At 72.4% G+C, this 22,709-nt stretch carries 20 protein-coding genes, 1 tRNA gene and 1 other RNA gene; 10 read left to right on the top strand and 12 right to left on the bottom strand.

Annotation, left to right across the window (positions count from 1 at the left end):
• The first annotated feature begins 2 nt into the window (after positions 1 to 2).
• From ACGIF2_RS09690 to ACGIF2_RS09680, 3 genes are all read left to right on the top strand, one after another.
• Positions 3 to 2,192: a hypothetical protein gene (locus tag ACGIF2_RS09690; protein WP_396045981.1), complete on the top strand. Its 2,190-nt coding sequence runs from the start codon at positions 3 to 5 to the stop codon at positions 2,190 to 2,192.
• 131 nt (positions 2,193 to 2,323) lie between these two features.
• A complete protein-coding gene (locus ACGIF2_RS09685) occupies positions 2,324 to 3,046 on the top strand; it encodes a PadR family transcriptional regulator (protein ID WP_396045979.1) in 723 nt (240 codons plus the stop codon).
• Between the two features lie 258 nt (positions 3,047 to 3,304).
• A complete protein-coding gene (locus ACGIF2_RS09680; RefSeq protein ID WP_396045977.1) occupies positions 3,305 to 5,554 on the top strand; it encodes an MMPL family transporter in 2,250 nt (749 codons plus the stop codon).
• A gap of 116 nt (positions 5,555 to 5,670) precedes the next feature.
• Here ACGIF2_RS09680 and ACGIF2_RS09675 read toward each other — a convergent pair whose 3' ends face one another.
• Together ACGIF2_RS09675 and ACGIF2_RS09670 are read right to left on the bottom strand one after the other, a co-directional pair.
• Positions 5,671 to 6,315, bottom strand: coding sequence for a dihydrofolate reductase family protein (locus ACGIF2_RS09675; protein WP_396045975.1), 645 nt, complete (start codon positions 6,313 to 6,315; stop codon positions 5,671 to 5,673).
• A gap of 138 nt (positions 6,316 to 6,453) precedes the next feature.
• On the bottom strand, positions 6,454 to 6,897 hold the full coding sequence (locus ACGIF2_RS09670) for a hypothetical protein (protein WP_396045973.1): 444 nt from the start codon (positions 6,895 to 6,897) through the stop codon (positions 6,454 to 6,456).
• Between the two features lie 95 nt (positions 6,898 to 6,992).
• Between ACGIF2_RS09670 and ACGIF2_RS09665 the strand changes: the two genes are divergently transcribed.
• Together ACGIF2_RS09665 and ACGIF2_RS09660 are read left to right on the top strand one after the other, a co-directional pair.
• Positions 6,993 to 7,472: a very short patch repair endonuclease gene (locus tag ACGIF2_RS09665; RefSeq protein ID WP_396045971.1), complete on the top strand. Its 480-nt coding sequence runs from the start codon at positions 6,993 to 6,995 to the stop codon at positions 7,470 to 7,472.
• A gap of 111 nt (positions 7,473 to 7,583) precedes the next feature.
• Entirely contained in the window at positions 7,584 to 8,888 is a 1,305-nt protein-coding gene (locus tag ACGIF2_RS09660) for an NAD(P)/FAD-dependent oxidoreductase (protein ID WP_396045969.1), read from the top strand.
• Positions 8,889 to 9,276: 388 nt separating this feature from the next.
• Here the strand turns inward: ACGIF2_RS09660 and ACGIF2_RS09655 are convergent, their stop codons facing one another.
• Entirely contained in the window at positions 9,277 to 10,140 is an 864-nt protein-coding gene (locus ACGIF2_RS09655) for an NgoMIV family type II restriction endonuclease (RefSeq protein WP_396045967.1), read from the bottom strand.
• Between the two features lie 40 nt (positions 10,141 to 10,180).
• Positions 10,181 to 10,594: a very short patch repair endonuclease gene (locus tag ACGIF2_RS09650; protein ID WP_396045965.1), complete on the bottom strand. Its 414-nt coding sequence runs from the start codon at positions 10,592 to 10,594 to the stop codon at positions 10,181 to 10,183.
• Between the two features lie 97 nt (positions 10,595 to 10,691).
• Between ACGIF2_RS09650 and ACGIF2_RS09645 the strand changes: the two genes are divergently transcribed.
• The gene (locus ACGIF2_RS09645; protein WP_396045963.1) at positions 10,692 to 11,546 is read left to right on the top strand and encodes a NaeI family type II restriction endonuclease; all 855 of its coding nucleotides are present in this window, start codon (positions 10,692 to 10,694) and stop codon (positions 11,544 to 11,546) included.
• A 3-nt stretch (positions 11,547 to 11,549) separates the two neighbouring features.
• Here ACGIF2_RS09645 and ACGIF2_RS09640 read toward each other — a convergent pair whose 3' ends face one another.
• Together ACGIF2_RS09640 and ACGIF2_RS09635 are read right to left on the bottom strand one after the other, a co-directional pair.
• Positions 11,550 to 12,689: a DNA cytosine methyltransferase gene (locus ACGIF2_RS09640; RefSeq protein ID WP_396045961.1), complete on the bottom strand. Its 1,140-nt coding sequence runs from the start codon at positions 12,687 to 12,689 to the stop codon at positions 11,550 to 11,552.
• Between the two features lie 231 nt (positions 12,690 to 12,920).
• A tRNA-Ser gene (locus tag ACGIF2_RS09635) sits at positions 12,921 to 13,005 on the bottom strand.
• A 143-nt stretch (positions 13,006 to 13,148) separates the two neighbouring features.
• Here ACGIF2_RS09635 and ACGIF2_RS09630 point away from each other — a divergent pair.
• Positions 13,149 to 14,381, top strand: coding sequence for a DUF4232 domain-containing protein (locus ACGIF2_RS09630; protein WP_396045959.1), 1,233 nt, complete (start codon positions 13,149 to 13,151; stop codon positions 14,379 to 14,381).
• 28 nt (positions 14,382 to 14,409) lie between these two features.
• On the opposite strand, the gene ACGIF2_RS09625 is transcribed toward ACGIF2_RS09630, so the two are convergent.
• On the bottom strand, positions 14,410 to 14,901 hold the full coding sequence (locus ACGIF2_RS09625; protein ID WP_396045957.1) for an NUDIX domain-containing protein: 492 nt from the start codon (positions 14,899 to 14,901) through the stop codon (positions 14,410 to 14,412).
• A gap of 178 nt (positions 14,902 to 15,079) precedes the next feature.
• On the opposite strand from ACGIF2_RS09625, the gene ACGIF2_RS09620 reads away from it, so the two are divergent.
• A complete protein-coding gene (locus ACGIF2_RS09620) occupies positions 15,080 to 16,609 on the top strand; it encodes a CoA-acylating methylmalonate-semialdehyde dehydrogenase (protein WP_396045955.1) in 1,530 nt (509 codons plus the stop codon).
• Between the two features lie 118 nt (positions 16,610 to 16,727).
• Here ACGIF2_RS09620 and ACGIF2_RS09615 read toward each other — a convergent pair whose 3' ends face one another.
• The 4 genes from ACGIF2_RS09615 to ACGIF2_RS09600 form a co-directional block, all read right to left on the bottom strand.
• Entirely contained in the window at positions 16,728 to 18,185 is a 1,458-nt protein-coding gene (locus ACGIF2_RS09615) for a hypothetical protein (RefSeq protein WP_396045953.1), read from the bottom strand.
• 319 nt (positions 18,186 to 18,504) lie between these two features.
• Positions 18,505 to 19,284, bottom strand: coding sequence for an FAD:protein FMN transferase (locus ACGIF2_RS09610; RefSeq protein WP_396045951.1), 780 nt, complete (start codon positions 19,282 to 19,284; stop codon positions 18,505 to 18,507).
• Positions 19,281 to 19,745 carry an FMN-binding protein gene (locus ACGIF2_RS09605; RefSeq protein ID WP_396045949.1) on the bottom strand — a complete coding sequence of 155 codons (465 nt, stop codon included), beginning with the start codon at positions 19,743 to 19,745 and terminating at the stop codon, positions 19,281 to 19,283. Before ACGIF2_RS09605 ends, ACGIF2_RS09610 begins: the two co-directional genes overlap by 4 nt.
• Before the next feature lie 13 nt (positions 19,746 to 19,758).
• Positions 19,759 to 21,201, bottom strand: coding sequence for a ferric reductase-like transmembrane domain-containing protein (locus ACGIF2_RS09600; protein WP_396045947.1), 1,443 nt, complete (start codon positions 21,199 to 21,201; stop codon positions 19,759 to 19,761).
• A gap of 153 nt (positions 21,202 to 21,354) precedes the next feature.
• On the opposite strand from ACGIF2_RS09600, the gene ffs reads away from it, so the two are divergent.
• Positions 21,355 to 21,451: signal recognition particle sRNA small type (ffs, locus tag ACGIF2_RS09595), an RNA gene on the top strand.
• A gap of 11 nt (positions 21,452 to 21,462) precedes the next feature.
• Here the strand turns inward: ffs and ACGIF2_RS09590 are convergent.
• Positions 21,463 to 21,906: an Lrp/AsnC family transcriptional regulator gene (locus tag ACGIF2_RS09590; RefSeq protein WP_396045945.1), complete on the bottom strand. Its 444-nt coding sequence runs from the start codon at positions 21,904 to 21,906 to the stop codon at positions 21,463 to 21,465.
• 79 nt (positions 21,907 to 21,985) lie between these two features.
• Here ACGIF2_RS09590 and ACGIF2_RS09585 point away from each other — a divergent pair, with 79 nt between their 5' ends.
• Positions 21,986 to 22,669, top strand: a complete 684-nt coding sequence (locus ACGIF2_RS09585) for a LysE family transporter (protein ID WP_396045943.1) — start codon at positions 21,986 to 21,988, stop codon at positions 22,667 to 22,669.
• The last annotated feature ends 40 nt before the right edge of the window (positions 22,670 to 22,709 follow it).

The raw sequence follows: 22,709 nt of genomic DNA, 5'->3' as shown, positions 1-22,709 counted from the left end.
CCATGCCGAACCTGACCACCGTCCTCGCGCAGCCCGAGCGTGCCCGCACCGACGGCCGCGCCGGCTGGGTGTCGCTGCTCGGGCTGGTCCTCGTCCCCCTCGTCGTCGGAGGCCTGCTGACCTGGGCGCTCTGGCAGCCCACCGAGCACCTCGACCGCATGCAGGCCGCCGTCGTCAACCTGGACACCCCGGTGCAGCTCAACGGCCAGACCGTGCCGCTGGGACGCGAGCTGACCTCCGCGCTCGTCACGTCGACCGGCGCGGGCGTCTCCGAGGGTGAGGCGGGCGCGGTGCCGAGCGTCGCGGACTCGAGCTCGACCGAGAACTTCACGTGGGTCGTCACCGACACCGACGACGCCGCCGACGGGCTCGCCGACGGCCGGTACGCCACCGTCGTGACCATCCCGTCCACCTTCTCCGCCGCGGCGACGTCGGCGTCGGGCGGCGACGCCTCCGCTGCCGTCCAGGCCACGATCGACATCGCCACGAGCGACCGCTCCCGCCTGGTCGACGCCGCTGTGTCGCAGGCGGTCACCAGCACCGCTGTGAGCCTGCTCAACTCCCAGCTCTCCCACTCGTCGCTCACCACCGTGTTCCTCAGCTTCACCACGCTGCACGACAACCTCGGTCAGGCCTCCGACGGCGCCCAGCAGCTCGCCGACGGGGCCGGGCAGCTCTCGACCGGCGCGACCCAGCTCGCCGGTGGCGCCGTGTCGCTCGCCGACGGCACGAGCCAGCTCGCGGCAGGGTCCGCGAGCCTCGCGCAGGGCGTCGGGCAGCTGACCGACGGTGCCGACACCCTGGCCACCGGGCTCGACCAGCTCGCCGCGCAGACCGCGGCCTCGGCGCGGACCGCCGCGGCCGCCGTGCCGCAGGCCCAGCAGTTCGCCGCCGGGATGGACGCCCTCGACGCGGGCATCTCGGGCCCCGGAGGCCTCGCGGACGGCGTGGCCGGGCTCGCCACCGGCACGGCCGGCATGCAGCAGCTCGTCGCGGGTGTCCTCACGGAGCTGCACACCCAGGCGCAGAAGTGCGTCGCCGACGCCGACCGCCTGGCCTGCGCGAGCGTCGCCGCGATCATCGACGTGCAGCAGCGCCCGGACGGGGTCGGCGGCCGCCCCACCCTCACCGGCGCCTCCGCCGAGCTCGCTGCCGGAGCGTCGGCCCTGGACACCTCGGTCAACGACGGCACCGCGACCACGCCGCCGCTCACGTCCAGCGTCGACCAGCTCACTGCGGCCGCGCACCAGCTCGTGGGCGGGGTCACAGCCTCCGCGGCCGGTCTGGGCACGCTCAGCGGCTACCTCCAGCAGTCCGCGGCCGGCGCCGACCAGCTCGCCTCCGGCACCCAGGACGCCGCCGCAGGAGCCGACGAGCTCGCCTCCGGGGCGGCCTCGGCCGCGACCGGCGCCGCGGACCTGTCCACCGGGGCAGGTCAGGTCGACACCGGGGCCGCCAGCCTCGCGTCCGGCTCCACCCAGCTCGCCACCGGCCTCGCGCAGGCCGTGACGCAGGTGCCCGACTACACCGACGTCGAGGCCGCGACCCTCGCCGGGGTCGTCGGCACCCCCGTCGTCGCGGACGAAGGAGAGCCGCAGTCGCTGTTCGGCGCCCTGTCCGTGCCGTTCCTCGCGACCGTCGCCCTGTGGATCGGCGCGCTCGCCACGTTCGTCGTCATCGGGGCCGTGAGCCGCACGACCCTCGGCTCGACGCAGCCCTCGGCCGTCATCACCCTGCAGTCGTTCGCCCCCGGCGCCCTCGTCGGCGTGCTGCAGGGCCTCGCGATCACCGCCGTCATGGCCGGAGCGCTCGACCTGACCCCCGGCGGCTGGGCCGCGTTCGCGACCGTCGCCATGCTGGCCGGCGTCGCGTTCGCCGCCGTCAACCAGGGCCTCGTCGCCGTCCTCGGTGGGGTCGGACGGTTCGTCTCCGTGATCGTCGCCGTGATCGGCCTCGCGACCGCCGTGATCTCCACCGTGCCCGCGGTGCTCGTCCACCTCTTCGCCGTGCTGCCGCTCGACGCCGCCCTCGACGGGTTGCAGGGTGTCGTCCTCGGTGACGGCGGCGTGGGCGGGGCGATCGCGCTGCTGCTCGTGTGGACGCTCGCCGGGCTCGCGCTGACGATGTCGGCCGTCGCCCGGCGACGCGTCGTGCCCGCCGGGCAGCTCGCCCGCTGGACCCGCGCCGCCTGACCGCGCGGAGGGGATTGTTAAAGATGTATCGACGATATATCGTTAACGCGTCGGGTCGAGATCACGAGACCTCCCCGACCCGCGGATGCACCGACATCGGCCCGCGGCCCACATCCTCAAGGAGACGACCCATGCGACACCCCTTCGCCCCCGACGCATCTGACCCGACCGCCCGCGGCGGCCGCAACCGTCGCCGCCGAGGCGACTTCCCCGAGGCCCCCTACGAGGAGGGCTTCGACCCCCGGCGCGGCGGCCCCCGTGGCGCCTTCTCGCACGAGCACCACGAGCACCGCGGACGCGGCTTCGGCGGTCCTGGCGTCGGCGGTCCGGGCTTCGGCCCTGGCGGACCGCGCGGCTTCGGCGGCCCCGGTGGTCGCGGGGGTGGCCGACGTGCCGGGCGCGGCGACATCCGCGCCGCGATCCTGCTGCTCCTCGCCGAGGAGCCGATGCACGGCTACCAGCTGATCCAGCAGATCAGCGAGCGGTCGGGCGGCACGTGGCGGCCCAGCCCGGGCGCCATCTACCCGGCGCTCAACCTGCTCGAGGACGAGGGCCTGGTGGTCATCACCGCCGAGTCCGGCCGCAAGATGGCCACCCTCACGGAGGTCGGCCGCACCTACGTCACCGAGCACGCCGAGCAGCTGGGCAGCCCGTGGGAGGACGCCGCGAGCCGGCCGGCCTCGCCGGGTCGCGCGCTGCGTGGCGCCATGGAGGCGCTCGGCGCGGCGGCCCACCAGGTCGCCCGCACCGGCACCGACGAGCAGGCGACGAAGGCGCTCGAGGTCATCGACCGCGCGCGCCGGGATCTCTACCTGATCCTCGCGGGCGACGCGACGCCGACCACGGAGGACTGACCTCCCCCCGCACGTCCGAGGCACCCCGCAAGCACGCGCTGCGGGGTGCCTCCTGCGTCCGGGCCGGGGCACAGCTGCTCGTCCTCGAGGTTCAGTCGCCGCGCCCGACACCGGGTGCGCTCAGGTCCCACGCGTCGCGGATGCTCGGGACAACCGGGGGCTAGCCCTACCCGAGATTCGGGGGGCTGCGGGACTGACTCCGCCGCATGCCCCCGGCAGGGTTGCAGGTGACGAACCACTGCCACGCAAGGAGCCTCCATGTCCTCCGTCAGCACTCCGGCGTTCGAGAGAGCCGCCGCCCAGCGGCCCCCGAGCCCGCCCCGCCGTGACCGCGTCCCCGGCGCGCAGCGGATCGCCCGGTGGAGCGCGACGCACCGATGGGCGGCCATCGGGCTGTGGGTCCTCTTCGTCGCTGCGACCCTCGTCGGCGGCCTCGCGGCCGGGACCCGGTCCCAGACGGCCGCCGAGCAGGGGACCGGCGAGTCCGGCCGGGTCGACATCGCCATCGAGCAGGCCGGCTTCCCGCCGGACACGAGCGAGCGGGTGTTCGTCCAGGCGCCCGCAGGCAGCACCCTCAGCGATGCCGACCTGGCGGCGGTCACGGCAGACCTCCACCAGCGGTGGGCCGACCTCTCCGAGGTCGCGAGCACGGCCGATCCCATCCGCTCGGCCGACGGTCGCTCTGCCCTGATCCCGCTGACGATCGACGTCGGCACGGCGACGGGCGCCGAGGCCGACACGGTCGCGGCCGACCGAGTCGTGCCGGTCATCGCCGCGACCGACGCGGTGGCCGCACTGCACCCGGAGCTCGCGATCCACCAGCTCGGCAGCGCGTCGCTCGGCGTCGCGATCAACGAGCAGGTCAGCGGGGACTTCGAACGTGCCGAGATGCTGAGCCTGCCCGTGACGTTCGTCATCCTGCTCCTCGCCTTCGGCGCGATCTTCGCTGCCGGCGTCCCGGTGCTGCTCGCCCTGTCCGCAGTCGGGTCGGCGATCGGCCTCGCGGCGCTCGTCTCCCACCTCATCCCCGCGACCGACACGCTCAGCAGCGTCGTCCTGCTCGTCGGCATGGCCGTCGGGGTGGACTACTCCCTCTTCTACGTGCGTCGCATGCGCGAGGAGATCGCTCGCGGGGTCGATCGGCGGTCGGCGATCGACATCGCCGCCGCGACGAGCGGGCGGGCCGTCGTGACCTCAGGGCTGGCGGTCATCGTCTCGATGGCCGGCCTCTTCTTCGCGGGTGCCGCGGTCTTCACGTCGATGGCGGTCGGGACGATGCTCGTTGTGGCCGTCGCGGTCCTCGGGTCGCTCACCGTGCTTCCCGCGCTGCTGTCGCTCCTCGGGGACAGGCTCGACCGGCCCCGCGTCCCGCTGCTGCACCGCCTGAGCCGCCCGGGGAAGCCGCGCTTCTGGCCTGTCGCCATGCGAGTGGTCCTGCGCAAGCCCGCGGTCTCGCTCGTCGTGGCCGGCCTCGCGCTCGTCGGACTGGCCCTGCCGGTGCTCGGCATGAAGACCGGCGAGGCGAGCATGGAAGCGATGGGCGAATCGGTCCCGGCGCTCACGCCGTACACGGCGATGACCGCCGCGTTCCCGCAGGAGGGCTCGGCCCACACCGTCGGCCTCTGGTCGTCGGACGACGACGCCCTCGACCTGACGGCCATCAGTGCGGCGACAGACCAGCTCGTCGCCGACGCGCAGGCGAGCGGGTTGTTCGCCGACCTGTCCGGCGTCGCTCTCGACGTCGCGCCCGACGGCCGCACGGCGCGCATCGACCTGCCCGTGGCCGGTGACCCGACCGGCAGCGAGGCCGCCGCGGCCCTCGCACTGCTGCGCGACGACCTCGTGCCGACGGTGCGGACGGAGCTTCCGGGCGTCGCCGCAGGCGTGACCGGCGGCACCGCGCAGACGGAGGACTTCGGCGACGCGCTCTCCTCGCACCTCCCGCTGGTCATCGCCTTCGTGGTCGCGATCAGCTTCGCCATCCTGGTGCTCGCGTTCCGATCGGTCGTCGTGGCCGCGACCGCGATCGTGCTGAACGTGTTGTCGGTGGGCGCCGCCTACGGGCTGCTCGTCCTGGTCTTCCAGCACGGCGTGGGGGCAGACCTGCTCGGAGTCACGAACACCGGATTCGTCGTCGACTGGCTGCCGCTGTTCCTGTTCGTCATCCTGTTCGGGCTGTCGATGGACTATCACGTGTTCGTCGTCAGCCGGATCCGTGAGGAGCACGTTCCCGGGGTCTCGACGCGCACCGCCGTCGCCCGCGGCGTGACCGCGTCGGCGGGTGTCGTCACGAGCGCGGCCGTCGTCATGGTGGCCGTGTTCGCGATCTTCGCGTCCCTGTCGCTCATCGAGTTCATGCAGCTCGGGATCGGCCTCGCGGCCGCGGTGATCATCGACGCGACCGTGGTGCGTGCCGTGCTTCTCCCGTCGGCGATGACGCTGCTCGGTCGCCACAACTGGTGGCTGCCGGGCTGGCTGGACAGGGTCCTGCCGGCCGCGCACGCGTAGGGCCAGCACTCTCGACGGCGGTCAGCCGCCAGCGACGTCCTGCCGCACGGCAGCGTCGAGCCGCCGGGGTCCGGGTGCTGATCCCGGCGGCTGTGAGCTGACGGTTGCGCGGGTGCTCAGTCGTCGCGCCCGACGCCGCGATCGGGTGCGCTCATGTCTCCCGTCGCGGGTGTGCCGTCGGCGAGCCCGTAACGCAGGAACACGGTGCCCGTCGGGCTGGCGACGGGCGGTTCGAGGAGCGTGACGTTCGTGGGCACCGCACCCTCGTCGAACACCTTCTTCCCGACGCCCAGCACGATCGGGTGCACCCAGAGGTCGAGGCGGTCGAAGAGCTTCTCCCGGAGAAGGGTCTGCACCAGGTCCAGGCTCCCGACGACCTTCACGTGCTCGTGCCGGTCGCGGACCTCGCGCACGGCGCTCGCCAGGTCCGGGCCGAGCTGGGTGGACCGGGCCCACGACAGATCTGGCCTACCGCGGGAGGCGACGTACTTCGGGACGCTGTTGAAGAGGGAGGCGATCTCGTTGTCCTCGCCACCTCCCTGGTGCGGCCAGTAGGCGGCGAAGATGTCGTACGTCCGCCGGCCGAGCAGCAGGGCGTCGGTGCCTTCGTAGGCGGCGGCGATCTGCGCCCCGGCGACCTCGTCCAGCAGCGGCGCCTGCCAACCGCCGAACTCGAACCCCGCCGGGTCCTCGTCGGGGCCGCCGGGCGCCTGCGCGACGAGGTCGAGGGTCGTGAACAGCTCGATGTGGATGAGGCCCACGGCTTGCTCCCGATGAGTGGTCGTCGATGAGGTTCGCGCTGTGGTGCTGAATGTGAGCCCGAGCTCACACGCAAATCATGCCCAGTGATACCTCACATCGGCATGTTGATCAGTGTGCTGGTCGCCGGGGCGGGAGCCTCAGCCGCAGTCGTCGCACACACCCGTCGCCGGGAGGGTCATCGAGCACGTCGGGCAGATCTTGGCCGGGGCCTCCCGGACGGGGACGGGTCGCGCAACCGGTGTCCGGGTGGCACGCGGGGCGCGCGGCGCACGCGTCGGGGCAGCCTGCGCGGTCGACATCGACGCCGGCTCGGTCACCTCGAAGCCCCGCTTGCGCAGGATCGCGACGGCGCCGTGCGCGCTGCCGTCGAACTCGGCCGCCGTGGCGAGCCGACCGGTGGCGAAGCGGTGCGCGACCCCGAGCACGGCCTTCGCGTCGTAGGTGCGGCCCTCATGGATCAGCGTGAAGTCGCGCGACTGGCCGAAGCCGTAGACCTGGAGGAAGTCCTCGCCACCACGGGCGTCGTACTCGGCGATCGCCTGGAGGATGTGCTGTCTCGACACGGAGGAGAACGTGGCCATGATGGAGGAGCCTACGACGGGCTCCTTGACGTCAAGGATCGCGCCCTGCTCGCACCCCGCCCCGACGGCATGACGAGCGGGCCTGGAGGAAGCCGATGACCACGTTCCACGTGCCGAGCCACCCGGGCTCGTCGGGTGCCGGGGTCTCGCAGCGGATGTCCCGGCTGCCGCGGCGTGACAACGACCGTGAGCGAGCGCTCCGCAGCGCCCTCCACGCCCGCGGCTTCCGGTACCGCGTGGCGTACAAGATCCCCGGTCTGCCGCGGCGCAGCATCGACATCGCGTTCACGCGGGCCCGCGTCGCGGTGTTCCTCGACGGCTGCTTCTGGCACGGATGCCCCGAGCACGGCACGCAGCCGCGCTCGAACCGTGACTGGTGGTCGCAGAAGATCGCCGCGAACCGGGGTCGTGATGCCGACACCACGGCTCACCTGGAGGCGGCCGGCTGGCGAGTGGTGCGGATCTGGGAGCACCGGCCGCTGCAGGATGCGGTCGATGCGGTGGTCGCCGAGGTCGAGCACGCACGGCTCGCGGATCGCCCGCCGACCGCTGGTGGTCCTTCCGATACCGCGTAGTGCCGGCTTGCCGGGCAGCGGTCGTTGGTGCGCGTCGACGCGCGTGGGTTACGTTCGACCGATGCCGATCCTGATGCCGACACCCGCCGTCGAGCTCGGCCGATCCGGCCGATGAGCACGGCGGGTGTGATCGGTGGTGGCCCCGCAGGGTTGATCGCCGCGGAGACGCTGGCCCGGGCCGGCGTGGCCGTCACGGTGTACGACCGGATGCCGTCGGTCGGCCGCAGGTTCCTCCTGGCGGGTCACGGCGGGCTGAACATCACCCACTCCGAGGCCCGCGACCGGATGCTGGGCCGATACGGCCGATCCGCCGACCGGATCGCACCGATGCTCGACGTGTTCAGCCCCGACGACCTCCGCGACTGGTGCGCGGGTCTGGGCGAGCCGACGTTCGTCGGGTCGAGCGGGCGCGTGTTCCCGCAGGCGTTCCGGGCGACACCCCTGATGCGCGCCTGGTTGGTGCGCCTGGCCGAGCTCGGGGTGCGGATCGAGACGCGCCAGCGCTGGACGGGATGGACGGGCGACGGTGGGCTGCACTTCACCCGGACCGACGGCGAGACGGTCGAGGTCGCCCCGGACGTCACTCTCTTCGCGCTCGGCGGTGCGTCCTGGCCGCGGCTCGGTGCCGACGGTGGCTGGGTCGACCTGTTCACCGACCGCGGGATCGCCGTGACACCGCTGCGGGCCGCGAACGTCGGGGTGCAGGTCTCCTGGACCGACACGTTCGCCGAGAGGTTCGCCGGGAAGCCGCTGAAGAACGTGGCCCTGACGGTCCGCGGACGTGACCAGTCGGCACGCGGCGACGCGATGGTCACGCGGACCGGCATCGAGGGCGGCCCGATCTACGCGATCGGCGCAGCGATCCGCGACGCTCTCGACGCCGACGGCGAGTGCGTCCTCCACGTCGACCTCCGCCCCGACCTGACCGTCGACCAGCTCACCGCCCGGCTGCAGAACCGTCGGCCGAAGGACTCCGGCTCCACCTGGCTGCGCCGCATCGGGCTCGACCCGGTCGCGATCGCCCTGCTGCGGGAGTCGACCGGCGGCGCCCTGCCGGTCGACGCGACAGTGATGGCCGAGCTGGTCAAGGCGGTCCCGGCCGTGGTGCCCGCGACGATGCCGATCGACCGGGCCATCTCCACAGCGGGCGGCGTCGCCTGGGAGGAGGTCGACGAGTCGCTGATGGTGCGTCGGCTGCCCGGCACGTTCGTCGCGGGGGAGATGCTCGACTGGGAGGCGCCGACCGGCGGCTACCTGCTGCAGGCGTCGTTCAGCACGGGCGTGGTGACGGCGCGGGGCGCGGTGGCGTGGCTCCGGTGCCACGGTGCGCTGACCTCGACCAGAGGCCTGCTCCCCACACCGCTACAGGTCCCGCACCCTTCGCCAGGCGAGGATGGGGAAACAAGGGGCGGCTGACACGCGTCGTTGGCGCTCGCCAAGCGCCGCCAGATTTGCCCTGGGCCAACTCCGGCGCGACTGCCCAGCGGAAGTCGCTGTTAAGCGACACCCTCGGAATTCAGGCACGTCGTAGGTGATGGGCAGCACCTCAAGCAACCGCTTTTCGCCTTCCTCGGTTCGCGAACTGCAGGGTCCAAGGGCTTCGAGTTGAAGATCTCGAGGGGCGCGAGCCGCAGATCTCGGGCACTGCTCTGCACGCCGCAGCGGCCGTGAAGGGACGCAGGCCTGCATCGGTCGCGCGCGTCGGCAGCGAGCAACCAGCACGTTGTCGATGATGTAGGTCGCGACTTCTGTGAAGACGAGTCCAGGGCCGCCACGCGTAGTGCCAGCGGTGGGGCGGCAAGGCCTACAGCGTGTCCACCGCAGCCACCAGATCGTCGTAGTCCCTGATGCGCTGCTGGTCGACGAGCCGGTGAAAGAGGTCGCGCCCCTTGGCGCGTTGCCGAGTCCGGTAGACCTGATCGACCGCCTGCGTCAGGGAGGGCAGATCAAGGACGTAGGCGCAGTCGACGTCCCCCGAGCCGCCGGCGACGAGGTTGAGGTAGTAGGGCCGGGGCTCCATCGTCACGACGCCGAAGTGAGGCATTCGACCACGCCGCAGGGCGGCCATCTTCGCGCCCTGCGTCCGGCAGTCCTGAGCGCGGTCCGTTCGCAATGACCATTTGAGCGACAGGGCCACTTCGAGAATGGGCGCCTTGCGCGCGCCGGGCCGCGAGACCGTGACGTCGAGTCCGAGGAGAGACTCGTCGCCGACCTGGTCGAGGAGGAGCCGCAAGTCTTCGGCCTCGCGGTCGATGACCGTCTCGACGCCCGCGATCAGCGCCTCCAGGCGGGAAGAGTCACCGGATGCGGTCTTCTTGCGAACGTATGTCGAGAGCCGGTTCCAGGCGGCGTCGAACTCCTTCGACCGGCCCGGTTTCACATCGCGCAGAGCGCCGACGTGCAGATACTGCTCGAACACGTTGAGCCTCTGCTCCGGGCGGACGACCGCTGATGAGTCAGCCGCGCTCACGCGCCCCAGAAGGTCAGCGGCGACCTTTTTGGACAACTGCGCGCCGGTCGGCTCGTCGCCCGCCGAAGTCATGCTGACTCCGATCGCGTCGAACAGTGCGTGGCCGACCTCGACGCTCAGCTTGTCGCTCGCATCGCATGTGTTCGGCTTCCCGTCGGAACGGTACAGACACAGGTCTTTGACGAAGGGCGCCGGCATGCCCGCACCATATCGCTCCTGGCGCCCAGCTCCGGTTGCGTCAGTCGTGTGTGTGCCTTACCTCCGAAATCGCGCGCTCGACACGGTCAGCGGCCTCGACCGGGTCCTCGTGCTCCGACACGCGGAGCACGGTCCATCCGAGTGCAGCGAGCTCGGAGTCGGTGCCGCGGTCTCGGGTGACGTTACCCGCGAGTTCTGCCTCCCACCACCCGGCGTTGCGGGCAGGACTCATCGCGTGCAATGGGCACGAGTGCCAGAAGCATCCATCTACAAAGATGGCAAGGCGCGCGGTCGGAAACACAATGTCGACCCGACGGTGGTCAGCCAACAGGGCGCGCTGCACGAAGAAGCGTCGGCCTCTGCGATGAAGCTCGCGTCCCACGGCGATTTCGGCAGCGGTGTCACAGTTTCGTACCCGCGCCATGCGTGCGCTCGTCTCCGGGTCAGTTCGCACGCCCTCAATTGTGCATCAGCACTCCAGGAAATCGACTAGCGTTGGTGTCGTGCCTGCTGAGACTGCACGGACTCCCGCCACGCCGGGAGATCTCTGCGTGCCTGATGAGCGCAAAGGCCACGTCCGTGACCCCCACGTGATCGTTCACCCCGACGACGACCATCAACTCCAGGATGTCTTCGCATGGCTCACGATCACGCCGCTGGAACGGCGGATGACCCAGGCGGTCGATGAGGCGGTGAAGTATGTGCTCGATGGCTCGCGCACGGGGCGGTTCGACCTGATGAGCCCGGACGTCGATTCCGACGAGCGGGCGTCCGTCGGAACAAAGCTCCAGTACCGGGTGCTCCATGCACTTGATCTGGTCAAGGAGCCGCCGCTCGACACAACCATCGCCGGCATCCCGGTGGAGCTGAAGGCGACGGTCCACAGTAACTGGATGATTCCGACCGAGGGGCAATGCGAAATCTGCATGCTGGTGCAGGTCGATTCTAAGAATGTGCGATATCGGACGTTTCTCATGCGGACGCACCGCGCCTGGTTGCGGGAAGGCAAGAATAAGGACGGAAAGCGTGGGATCGCAGCAGCAGCGCTCGCCGGGTATGCACTGCCGCTGCTCGATTGGGCGCCAATGCCGGCCGAGCCGTTGAAGCTGCTGACGCGCGCTCAGATCGACGTCGTTTTCGCCCCGCGCGTCGGTCAGATGGAGAGGCTAACTGCGCTGTTTGGATACCTGCCAAACACGGTCATCCCCCGATCGTCAATTGAGACCGTCTGCGCAGGAAATAGGGACCCGCTGCGGCGCGCGCGACAAGCGAAGGAGCTAGTGTTTGAGCGCTTTGGCTACACGGTTCTGTGCGGTACGTGGCCAGCCGAACGAGTGATCGCCTCCGAGCGAGGATTCGACATATCGGGCGACGCCTGGGTGGCGCTCACGCCGTCCGGGTTGTGAGCGCTATGCGAGGTACGGCTTGACCTGCCGCGCAATCGCCCTCGCCAATCCACCGGGGACCGCGTTGCCGATCTGTCGCGCAATTTGGATCTTCGTACCGACCCACTGGTAGTCGTCCGGAAAGTCCTGGATCAGGGATGCCTCGTAGTGCGTGATGACACGGTTGACGCTGCGTTCCGGGTCGCCCTGCACCCAGGGGGAGTCGGGCTGCTGCATCTTCGCGGGCTCCCACTGCGGGTGAAGGTACTGACCCTTCTCGGGCTTGAAGAACTCAGTGCGGATGGTCACCGAGGGTGCATCCCACCGGCCCCGACCCATGACATCGACCGTGCCGGATGGCTTTTTGGCCCAGCAGTCCGGCAACAGTTCGGTCGGGACGTTCAGGCGGCCGCCGCCCGGCGGGACGAATGAGTAGCGGGTGCGGCTTTTCTCAAGCGGCTGGCGCCTGAAGTGGATGTCCATGCCCTTGAATACGCCAGGCATAGATTCGCCAAAGAAGGAAGTGGTCGACTCTGGGAGTTCAGTCGACGCGGGATTGGTTGGAAGTCCACTGATGACGTCACGAAGTGTTCGCCACGGCAGTAGCTCGCCGCCAGTTGAAGGTGACTTCATGTGCGTCGGCGTCGGCATAGCGATGCGGCCAACTCTCGAGCCGATGACGATGGTGCGCTTGCGTCGTTGCGCGACCCCGTAGTCCGCCGAGTTCAGCACGGCCCATGTCAACTCGTATTCCCTGAGCGCACCGTGGTCCGCCTCGGCCAGGAGCATCTGGAATTCGGGGCTGGTAGAGAACCGGTCGACGTTTTCGACCACGAACACTTCCGGCCGTGCGGCGCCGACGAACCGCAGATACTCGCGCCAGAGTTGGTTGCGAGGGTCATTCAGGTCTTTGAGTCCAAGGTTCGAAAACCCTTGGCACGGTGGCCCGCCGACGATGAGCCGCGCGGGAGGGATTTCAGCGGTCGGGACCTGAGCGATGTCGCCCGCGACGACGTGCTCCTCGCCGTGGTTGGCGGCATAGGTCGCTGCGGCGGCTCGGTCCCATTCGACAGCGAGTATCGGCTCGAAACCCTCGGCCACGAAACCCTGGGTCATCCCGCCGCATCCGGCGAACAGGTCGATCATCGGGATGCCACTCATCATGACCTGGATCCTACGTGCCAGCACCCACACCGCTCTTGAGGGGCCCGGACCTGGCCCACGTGGGCATCCGACGAGACTGTGCGGGCAGGAGCGCGTCGCCCAGGGCGCATCTCGTGATCGCTGGCGCGCACGTGGCCACCGTGACCGCTCTGGCCGACCTGGAGATCCACCTTGATCAGCGCCGAGAGGCCCGCCACCTTCGAAGTTGCAGGTGGCGGGCCTCTCTGTGCGCGGAGGATGGGGGATTCGAACCCCCGAGGGCTTTCACCCAACACGCTTTCCAAGCGTGCGCCATAGGCCACTAGGCGAATCCTCCCGGCCGGATGAGGATACCCGAGTCAGCAGCATGCGTTGAACCGGACGCTGACTGGCTCCCGGCTGTGGCGGTCCTGTGTGCGGTGCGCGGAGGTGTGTTGGTTCCGGCCGGGTCGGCCGATGCGCGTGGGTAGCGTCCGGGACGTGCCGTCCGACATCCCGATCCGTCCTTCTGCCGCGAGCGTGAGCCGCCGTCGTCGGCGGTGCCGTTCGTGGTCGGGCGCCTCGGTCGGCGTCCTCGTGCTGGTGCTCGCGCTGGCGGGCTGCGCGGAGGCACGGACCGGATCGGCAGCGCCGGCGGGGGACCTGACGGCGGTCGTCGCGGGGGTGTCCGCCGAGATCGAGACCTTCGAGGGCGTCGAGACGGTCGAGGCGGGCTACGTGCGGCCGGACGGCGGGCAGACGTGGGTCGTCACGCTGTACGTCCGCACCGAGGGGCCGGTCGACGCGGACGGGTTCGCGGGGCTGGCGGAGGACGTGCGGGCCGCGGTCGCGCGCGGGGACGTGTCCGTCACCTGGCGGGTGTGGCTGGCCGACGAGGTGCTCGCGGTGCAGGTGCTGCCCGTGGCCGACGTCGACGAGGTGGTCCGGCTCGCGGTCGAGACGGCAGCGCGGCCGTCGGTCACGGCGGTGTGGTTGCTCGTCGACGAGACCGGCACCGCGCTCACGGTCGAGGTGGATGACGACGATGCGGCAGCCGATGTCGCCGCGCACCTGACCGCAGCGCCCGACGCGCGCGACCGCGGACGGCCGGTCCGGTACGAGGTGCGGTCGCCGGCCGGGAGCGTCGGCGGGTACGTCAGCGACCTGACGCACGAGGACGTGGTCGAGGAGGGGCCGGCCCCGACCGAGCCCGTGCCCGAGGTGCTCCTCTCCGACCGGCCGACCGGCACCCCGGACCCGGCCCTGTGCACGGGCGACGAGCTCGCAGTGGAGATCAGGGGCATCGATGCGGCCCTGGGGTCGCGCTTCATGCTGCTGGCCGCGACCAACATCACGGACCGCGAGTGCGTGGTGGAGGCGCGCCCCACGCTCGCGTTCCGCAGGGCGTCGGGCACCATGACGCCGAACGTGACGCTCGTGCCGAGGTCCATCGGGCCGACCGTGCCCGAGCGGGTGTCGTTGATCCCCGGCGACACGGTGCTGGCCGAGGTGAAGTGGGGTGCCATGTCGACGTCGCTCGACAGCGACCAGACGGTCGTGGTCCTGGTCAGCCCTGTTCCGGGGGCCGAGTCCTTCGAGCTGCCGGTGGCGTCGTGGTCGCCGGCGAAAGCGGACGACATGGGTGGGGTGGGGCCGACCGAGCTCGACATCCTCGACGGTGCGACCGTCGAGGTCGGCCCGTGGCAGTCGGGCAACGAGGGGTGGAACGACTGACCGGCGCCGACGCGCGGCGAACCGCGCGTCAGGTGTCGGTGCGCAGCGAGACGACCGCCGGCAGGGTGGCCCCTGGCCGCAGCCCCTCCAGCACGAGCCGCTCGTGCGGGACGACGGGATCGGGCAGCGCGTCGAGCGCGAACCAGCCCATCGCGGCGCACTTGTCGGGCTCGGTGATGTGCGGCTCGCCGGTCCAGGTGCGGGCCTCGAAGAAGACGTCGCAGCGCTGCTCGACCTGGGGTCCGCCGACCGCGTAGCGGTGGATCGTGGTGAGCGGGGTCAGGTCCTCGAGGCGGACCTCCGCGCCCGTCTCCTCGCGCAGCTCCCGTACCGCGGCCTGATGCACCGACTCGTCGGGCTCGACGTGGCCGGCCATCGTGGCCCAGTGCTCGTCCATGTACCCGGTGCCGCGGCGCAGCTGGAGCAGCACCTCGTCGCCGCGGCGGAGCACCACGTAGGCGGCCGCGACGAGCAGCGCCCGGTCGGAGGCGTGGTCGTCGGGCGCATAGTGCTCAGGCATGCGGCGAGTCTGGCACGGGGGTGCGACGCCTCCCGGGGCCGGCGCCGGGCGCCACCGATTCCGTCGCCGACGAGCGCCGTGGCCGCCGGGATCCGCCCTATCGGGCAGTGCAGACCGATGACTACAGTGGCACGCACCGTCGCAGCCGGCGGTCCCGCGCTCCCCGGAGGAGATCGTCATGACCGCGCAGACCTCGGCCGAGGCCCCCACCACCCCCACGCTCATCGGCCACGTGGTCGGGGGTGCGCGCACGGCCGGATCGGGCACCCGACGCCAGGACGTGCTCGACCCGGCGACGGGCCAGGTCACCGGACAGGTGGTGCTCGCCGACCAGGCAGACGTCGCCGCTGTCGTCGCGGGCGCCGTCGAGGCCGCGCTGCCGTGGTCGCAGACCCCGCTGGGGCGACGCGCGGCGGTGATGTTCGCGTTCCGTGAGCAGCTCGTGGCGCGCACCCCCGAGCTCGCGGCGACGATCACGGCCGAGCACGGCAAGGTGCTCTCGGACGCTGCAGGCGAGATCGGGCGCGGGCTCGAGGTCGTGGAGTTCGCGTGCGGGATCCCTCAGCTGCTCAAGGGCGAGTACTCCGACCAGGTCGCCTCGGACGTCGACGTGTTCTCCTACCGCGAGCCGCTCGGCGTGGTCGCGGGCATCACCCCGTTCAACTTCCCCGCGATGGTGCCGCTGTGGATGGCGCCGATGGCGATCGCCACCGGAAACGCGTTCATCCTCAAGCCCTCCGAGCGGGACCCGTCCGCGTCGCTGCTGATCGCGCAGATGTGGCACGACGCGGGCCTGTCCGACGGCGTGTTCTCGGTGCTGCAGGGGGACAGGGTCGCCGTCGACGGGCTGCTCACGCACCCGGACGTCGACGCGGTGTCGTTCGTCGGCTCGACGCCCATCGCGCAGCACGTGCACGCCACCGCGACCGCGCACCGCAAGCGCGTGCAGGCCCTGGGCGGGGCGAAGAACCACGCGGTCGTGCTGGCCGACGCCGATCTCGACCTGGCCGCCACGCACCTGACGGCCGCCGCGTTCGGGGCCGCGGGGGAGCGGTGCATGGCCGTGTCGGTGGTCCTCGTGGCGGACGAGGTGGCCGACGCGCTGCTCGACCGGCTGCGCACCGCCGCGCTCGCGGTCCGGGTGGCGCCCGGCACCGACCCGGCCTCCGACATGGGGCCCGTCATCACCCGCGCCGCGCAGCAGCGCATCGAGGAGATCGTCACGGAGGCGGTCGACGCGGGCGCGCGGGCGCTGGTCGACGGCCGCGGGCACACCGTCGCGGGGTACGAGGGCGGGTTCTTCGTCGGGCCGACTGTGCTCGACGGCGTGACCACCGACATGCGCGCGTACGCCGAGGAGATCTTCGGCCCGGTGCTGGTCGTGGTGCGGGTCAGCGGGCTCGCCGAGGCCGTCGAGGTCGTCAACGCCAACCCCTACGGCAACGGCACCGCGCTGTTCACGGCCTCGGGTGAGGCCGCGCGCACGTTCCAGCGGTCGGTGCACGTCGGCATGATCGGCATCAACGTGCCGATCCCCGTGCCGGTCGGCTGGCACTCGTTCGGCGGATGGAAGGACTCGCTGTTCGGCGAGAGCCACGTGTACGGGCCCGAGGCCGTGAAGTTCTACACCCGCGGCAAGGTCGTCACGAGCCGCTGGCCGCGGGCCGCTGCGGCGTCGTTCCACTTCGGACGGACCACCGCGAGCTGACGTCGCTGCCGGCGGACCGCGCACGGCCGTCGAGGGAGTGCCCGCCCGATCTCGGATGTCGGGGTGCGCCGCCGGTTCGGCTCACGGGCTGGTGCAGCGTGCAGACGCTGCGGGTGGGTCAGCGCTCGGTGGTGGCCCGGCGTCGAGCGGCGACGAGCACGCCGCCGAGCGCCACGAGGGCGAGCGCGCCGCCCGCGTAGGCCCCGGCCGAGGAGCCGGTCGAGGCGAGCACCGCGGAAGCGGCCTTCGGGGTGGCAGCCTTCGCAGCAGCGGCCGGAGCGGCTGCGGCAGGGGCGACCACGGCCACCGGCACAGGCGCGGCGAGCACCTCGCTCGTGTAGGTCACCGGCGGGATGGCGGCCGGGTCGGCGGCGCACACGACGGCGGCGACCGCGGGCACGGCGGCGGTGAGCTCGCGCTCGGCCCAGACGGCGGGGACCGCGTCGGTGCCGGGGACGGCCGCGACGGCCTTCTGATCGATCACCGTGCGCTCGTCGACGAGCTCCCAGCCCTCACCCTCGGGCACCTCCGTGACCCAGCCCGACGTCTCCTCGTGCGAGACCTCCTTGACCTCTTCGACGGCCTCCTCGACCACGACGGTCTGGGTGTGCTCGTAGAGCAGGTGCGACTTCTCCGGCACCTCGGGCACGGCGGGGGTCACGACGACCGTCTTGTAGGTCGGGGCGACGTACGGCTGACCGGGGTCGGTGACCTCGTCCCAGGCCGGCACCGCGGGGGTGACGACGACGGTCTCGTAGGTGGCCGGGACCGCGGGGTGGTGCACGACGGTGGGGGCGATGTACGGACGGCCCGGGTCGGTGACCCGCGTCCCCATCACGGCGGGCTTGGCCTCGCGGTCGACGACGACGCGCGACTGGCACGCGTCCTCCCACTCGGAGTGCCGCCCCGGCTCGCTGCCCTCCGCGAACCACTGGAAGACCTGGACCTTGTCCCGGCCCCGGCCTTCCCAGCGGGCGTACAGGTGCTCGATGTGCGAGAGCTGGGTGACCGCCGGGGTCACGACATACGTCTCGGTCTTCGGGGCGATGTACGACTGGCCGGGGTCGGTCGTCTCGTCCCAGGCGGCGACGGCCGGCGTCACCTCGCGCTGCTCGGTGACCGCGGGGATCGCGTCGTGGTGCACGACGGTCGGGGCGACGTACGGCTGCCCGGGGTTGTCGACGACCTCCGCGGTCACGGCGGGGACGCCCGGCACGTACGCCTGCGTGACGACCTTCTCCGTGTTCCCGGTCGCGGTCCAGCCCTTGATGAACGTCGACTTCGACCACTTCGTGCGCGTCTCGGTCACGGCGTCCTTGGCCGGGACGTGGGCCTGGTCGATGACGGTCCGGGCGTAGGCGTACTCGGTGTGCGAGAGCTCCGCGACGGCGGGCACGGCCGCGACGGCGCCGATCGCGGGCGAGACCAGCACCGTCTCGGTGGTGGCGGGGACGAACGCCGAGCCGGCGGACGGCACGCAGGGGGCGGCAGCGGCGGCGGGGGCGAGCAGCAGGGCGGCGGTGACGCCGAGGGCGCCGATGCCGAAGGTCGTGGAGGTGATGCGCAGGGCGTTCACTGTCGTGCTCCAAATCGTCGAGGCGCGCCGGACACGTGTCGCACGGCGCGCGGGGAAGAGCCACCTCGCGGGACGAGGGGCTGACAGGGCAGGTGACGTGCGACGTCGCGCCGTCGAGACGGGGGACCTCGGGTGCCGAACGGGGGTGGTTCGGGGTGGTGTGCCCTTGTCTATCCCACTTCGCCGGATCGATGGAGCGGGGCTTGAACCGTGCGGGTGACGCAAGCCGGGTGAAAACAGGCAGATCAGACACGGCCGGGTGAACCGGACGTCGATCGGCCCAGGGGCGCCGCGCTCAGGCCGCCGGGGGCGGGGCTGCTCAGGCGGGGTTGGCCCACCGGTGCACGCGCCCGTCGGCGAGCACCAGCAACCCGCTCGTCCCGGGCAGGTCGTGCACCCAGTCGACCGCGGCCGTCCCGCGGGCCACGGCCGCGGTCGCCCACACGTCGGCCCACAGCAGCGACGGGCCGCTGACCGTCGCGGACAGCACGCTGGTCACCGCCTCCCCGGTGCGGGGGTCGCGGATGTGCGCGCCCCGGGCCGCGATGCCCGACGTCGCCACGCCGCCGTCGTGCACCGGCACCGACGCCAGCGTGCGGGAGCGGTCGCGGGGGTCCTCGATGCCGATGTGCCACGGCGTCGGGTCTGCGTCGGGCAGCACCAGGACGTCGCCGCCCGCCCCGACGGCCGCTCCCACGTCGGGCAGCGCGGCCAGGGTGCGGGCCGCCCGCTCGAGCGCCCACGTCTTGACGAGCCCGGTCGGGTCGAAGCCCTGCGGCGACGACCATGCGTCGAAGTACCCGTCGGTGGCCACCCGGGCCCCCACGCACAGGTCGTGGACCTCGCGGACCTCGCCGGCGCACAGGTCCAGGTCGAGCTCGCCGCGCTGCAGCCGGCGGATCTGCGAGTCCTCGCGGTAGGTGCTGAACGTGGCGTCCGCCGCGCGCAGCCCCGCGAACAGCGCGGCCACGGCCTGCGCGACGTCGGGGCCGCGGGCGCCCGGGCCGCGCACGTGCACGCTGACCGGCATGCCCATGACCTGCTCGACCCAGGCGCGGCGCCCGGTGCCGGCGTCGGCGGCCGGGGCGGGCGACGTCACAGGCCGGCCTGGTCCAGCGCGTCCTGGAGCGACTCGCGGTAGGCGTCGCTGGTCAGCGTCGCGCCCGAGACCATGTCGAGCGCCTGCGCGTCCGTGACCCCCACGGCCTCCTCGTCGAGGATCGGGATGGCCCGGGTGTTGATCTGCCGGGCTCGGGCGTCGTCGGTCGGGTACTCGGTGGCCTGGGCCGCGGTCACGGCGCCGTCGGCGACGGTGATCTGCACCTGCACGTCGCCGTGGCCGTTGGGTACGGCCCGGCCGACGAACGTGCCGCCCGCGGCGTCAGCGCCCGCATCGGGCTGCGTGCCGGCGTCGGCCCCGGCCCCGCCCGACGACGGGACGCCGCGCGACGCATCGGTGCCCGCACCGGTCCCCACCGGCCGGTTCCAGCTCGTGGGCCACGAGAACAGCAGCACGAGCCCAGCCGCGGTGCAGCCCAGCGCCAGGATGATGCGTCGCACGGTCAGGCTCCCTTCACCAGGCGAAACGTTCGACGTGCAGCGCACTGCCGGGCACGCCGGCGGCCCGGGCGTCGGCCGCGACCGCCTCGGCCCACGGGGCGGCGCCCGCGACGTACACGTCGCACGCGTCGAGATCGGGCACGAGCTCGCGCAGCGCGGCGGGGCCCGGCAGATGGCCCAGGTGCTCAGGCAGCCACGCGGTCCCGGTGGTGCTGCGCGGCCCGACCAGGTCGACCACGCGCAGCGCCCCGGTCCGCACCAGGTGCGCGACGTCGGCTGCGAGCGGCTGGTCGGCGGCGGTGCTGGTGCGTCGCACCAGCGTGGCCTGCGGACCCGCGGTGCCGGGCGTGCGGGCCGCATCCTGGAGCAGCGACACGAGCGGCGTGATGCCCAGCCCGCCCGCGACCGCGACGATCCCGGGCCGGGTGCGGACCCCGGGCACGAGCCGCCCGAACGGCCCCTCGACGAGCACGTCGGTACCGGGGGTCAGGCCCGCGAGCCGCTCGCCGTCGTCACCCCGTGTGCCGAACGTGAACCGCAGCGCCTCAGGGGTGGGCGCGGCCGACAGCGAGAACGGGTGCCCGCGCGTCCAGCCGGGGCCGGTGCGGAACCGCAGCACGAAGAACTGTCCCGCCGCGACGGGCAGGTGGGCCAGGCGGGGACCGCTCACCCACACCGACAGCACGTCCGGGGTCTCGCGCACCACGCGGCTCACTGTCAGGCGGTGACGCCGGGAGAGCACGAACGGGCGCCCGATGCGGAACACGAGCACGCTCGCCAGCGCGAGCCCGTACAGCGTCCACCAGTACGCGGTCGCGAGCGGCGACGCGAGGAAGTCGGCCCCGGTCCACAGCTGGTGGGGCAGCGCGAGACCCGCCCCGAGGTACGCGTACAGGTGCAGCAGGTGCCAGGACTCGTACCGCAGCCGGCGGCGGGCCCAGCGCATCGACGTGAGCGCGATCATCACGAACAGCGCGGTCGCCGCGGTGGCCAGGAGCACCCCGGGGAACGTGGTGACGATCGTCCACAGCTCGCCCCGGAACCCGGCGCGGTCCACGAGCGTGTACCCGAGAGCGACGGCGAGCGCGTGAGTCAGCAGCAGCACGATCGACGTGAACCCCAGGAGGCGGTGCCAGCGGGCCACCCGGTCCTGGCCGACCGCGCGCTCGACCCAGGGGATCCGGGCCATCGCGAGCACCTGGAGCAGCAGGAAGCACGACGCGAGCAGCCCGGCGAGCCTCCCGAACGACGTCAGTGCAGGTCCGGAGCCGTCGAGCAGCTCGCCGGGGTTGCCGTTCGAGGCCCAGAGCACGAGCACCACGAGGACGTTCGCGGCTACGACGACGGCGAGCGCCCACGCCGGGCCGGGCCCCCGCGAGGGGCCGCGCGACGGGTCGTGCACGGCGCGCCCGCGTGCGGACGACGCGACGGATGCGCGGTCGGTGGTGGACCCCATGGGGGAACGATCCACCCGAAACCTGAGATTTCGCCCAGAGTGGGACGGTGGCGCGCCGCCGTCTCGCCCACCGGACGCCCGTGGTCGTGACGCACCCGGCCCGGAGAGGGCGAAGGGCTGTGCCACCCGCCCCGCGTCTGCGTTAGTCTTGGTCAAGACCCCTCGTGCGGCGTCATCTCGCTGAACTCCCCCAGGGCCGGAAGGCAGCAAGGGCAGGCGAGCTCTGGCGGGTGTGCGGGGGGTCCTTGCATGCCCGGACGCCTAGACCGCAGGCTTCCGCAGCGCGAGCCGCGTGAACGTCTGGGCGACGCCCGCCTCCCGCTTGAGCCGCCGCACCAGCACGTCGAGGGCCGCCGCGTCAGGCACCACCGCGTGCACCAGGTAGTCGTACGCGCCCGTGACGTGCACCGCGTCGAGCACCTGCGGGAACCCGGGCGGCGTGGTCAGCGCTGTGTGGAAGTCCTCGTTCGTCACCTCGGCCCCGAGCCGCACCTCGACGAACACCTCAAGGCCCTGCGGCAGCGGCCCCGCGTCGGTGGGCCCGCGCACGATCGTGAAGCCGCGGATGACGCCTCTCTCGACGAGGCGACCCACCCGCGCGGCGGCCGCGTTGGCGCTGAGCCCCACGCGCCGTCCGAGCTCGCGATAGGGCAGCCGCGCATCCGCGGTCAGCTCACGGAGGATCGCGTCGTCGATGTCGTCCATGCCGCGATCATCGCAGCCACACGGTGACAATCGCGGTGCGGTGCTTCGGGAATCGAGTGGCGGCCCGAGGCTGTGGGCCATGGACGGGACAGCAGGTGCGCTCGCGATCGGGGCGGTCGCGGGCCTGGCGGTGGCGGTGCCGGTGGGACCGGTGGGGGTGCTGCTGCTGCGTGAGGGCATGGTGCACGGCACCCGGGTGGCGGTCGGGGCGGCGTGCGGGGTCGCCGTCGTCGACGCCGGCTACGCGGTGCTCGCGGTGGCGGTCGGCGTGCCCGTCGCCGAGGCGCTGGCCGCGCACCGCGAGCTCGTGCGCCTGGTCAGCGCCGCGGTGCTCGGCGGCGTCGGGGTGCACGGACTGGTCGGGCTGTGGCGGGCGCGGCGCGCGCCGTCGTGGTCGGCCGTCCCGTCGTCCGGCCTGGACCGGGAGATCGACGCCGCGCTCCGGACCCGGGCCCGCCCCGGGCGGTCGTTCGTGCGGTTCGTCGCACTGACCGCGGTCAACCCGATGACCGCCCTGACGTTCGCGACGGTCGCCGTCGGAGCGGTCGCGGGGCTCGGCGGTGACGACCCGGGTGGCCCCGGCGCCCGGCTCGGCGCGGCCTTCGTGGTCGGTGCCGGGTTCGCGTCGCTCGCCTGGCAGCTCGCGGTGGCTGCGGGTGGCGGGGCGCTCGGCCGACGCCTGGGGGCGACGGCACGCACCGTCACCTCGGCGCTCGGCAGCGTGGCCGTGGTGGTGCTGGCGGTCGTCCTCGCGACGGGCTGAGATGTCGGCCGGTCGGGTGACCGCTGTCAGGTGCGGCGCA

It is taken from the genome of Cellulomonas sp. P22, from assembly GCF_044392165.1.
Note: the sequence above shows the minus strand (reverse complement) of the source record. Positions and strands in the feature narration are given on the sequence as shown.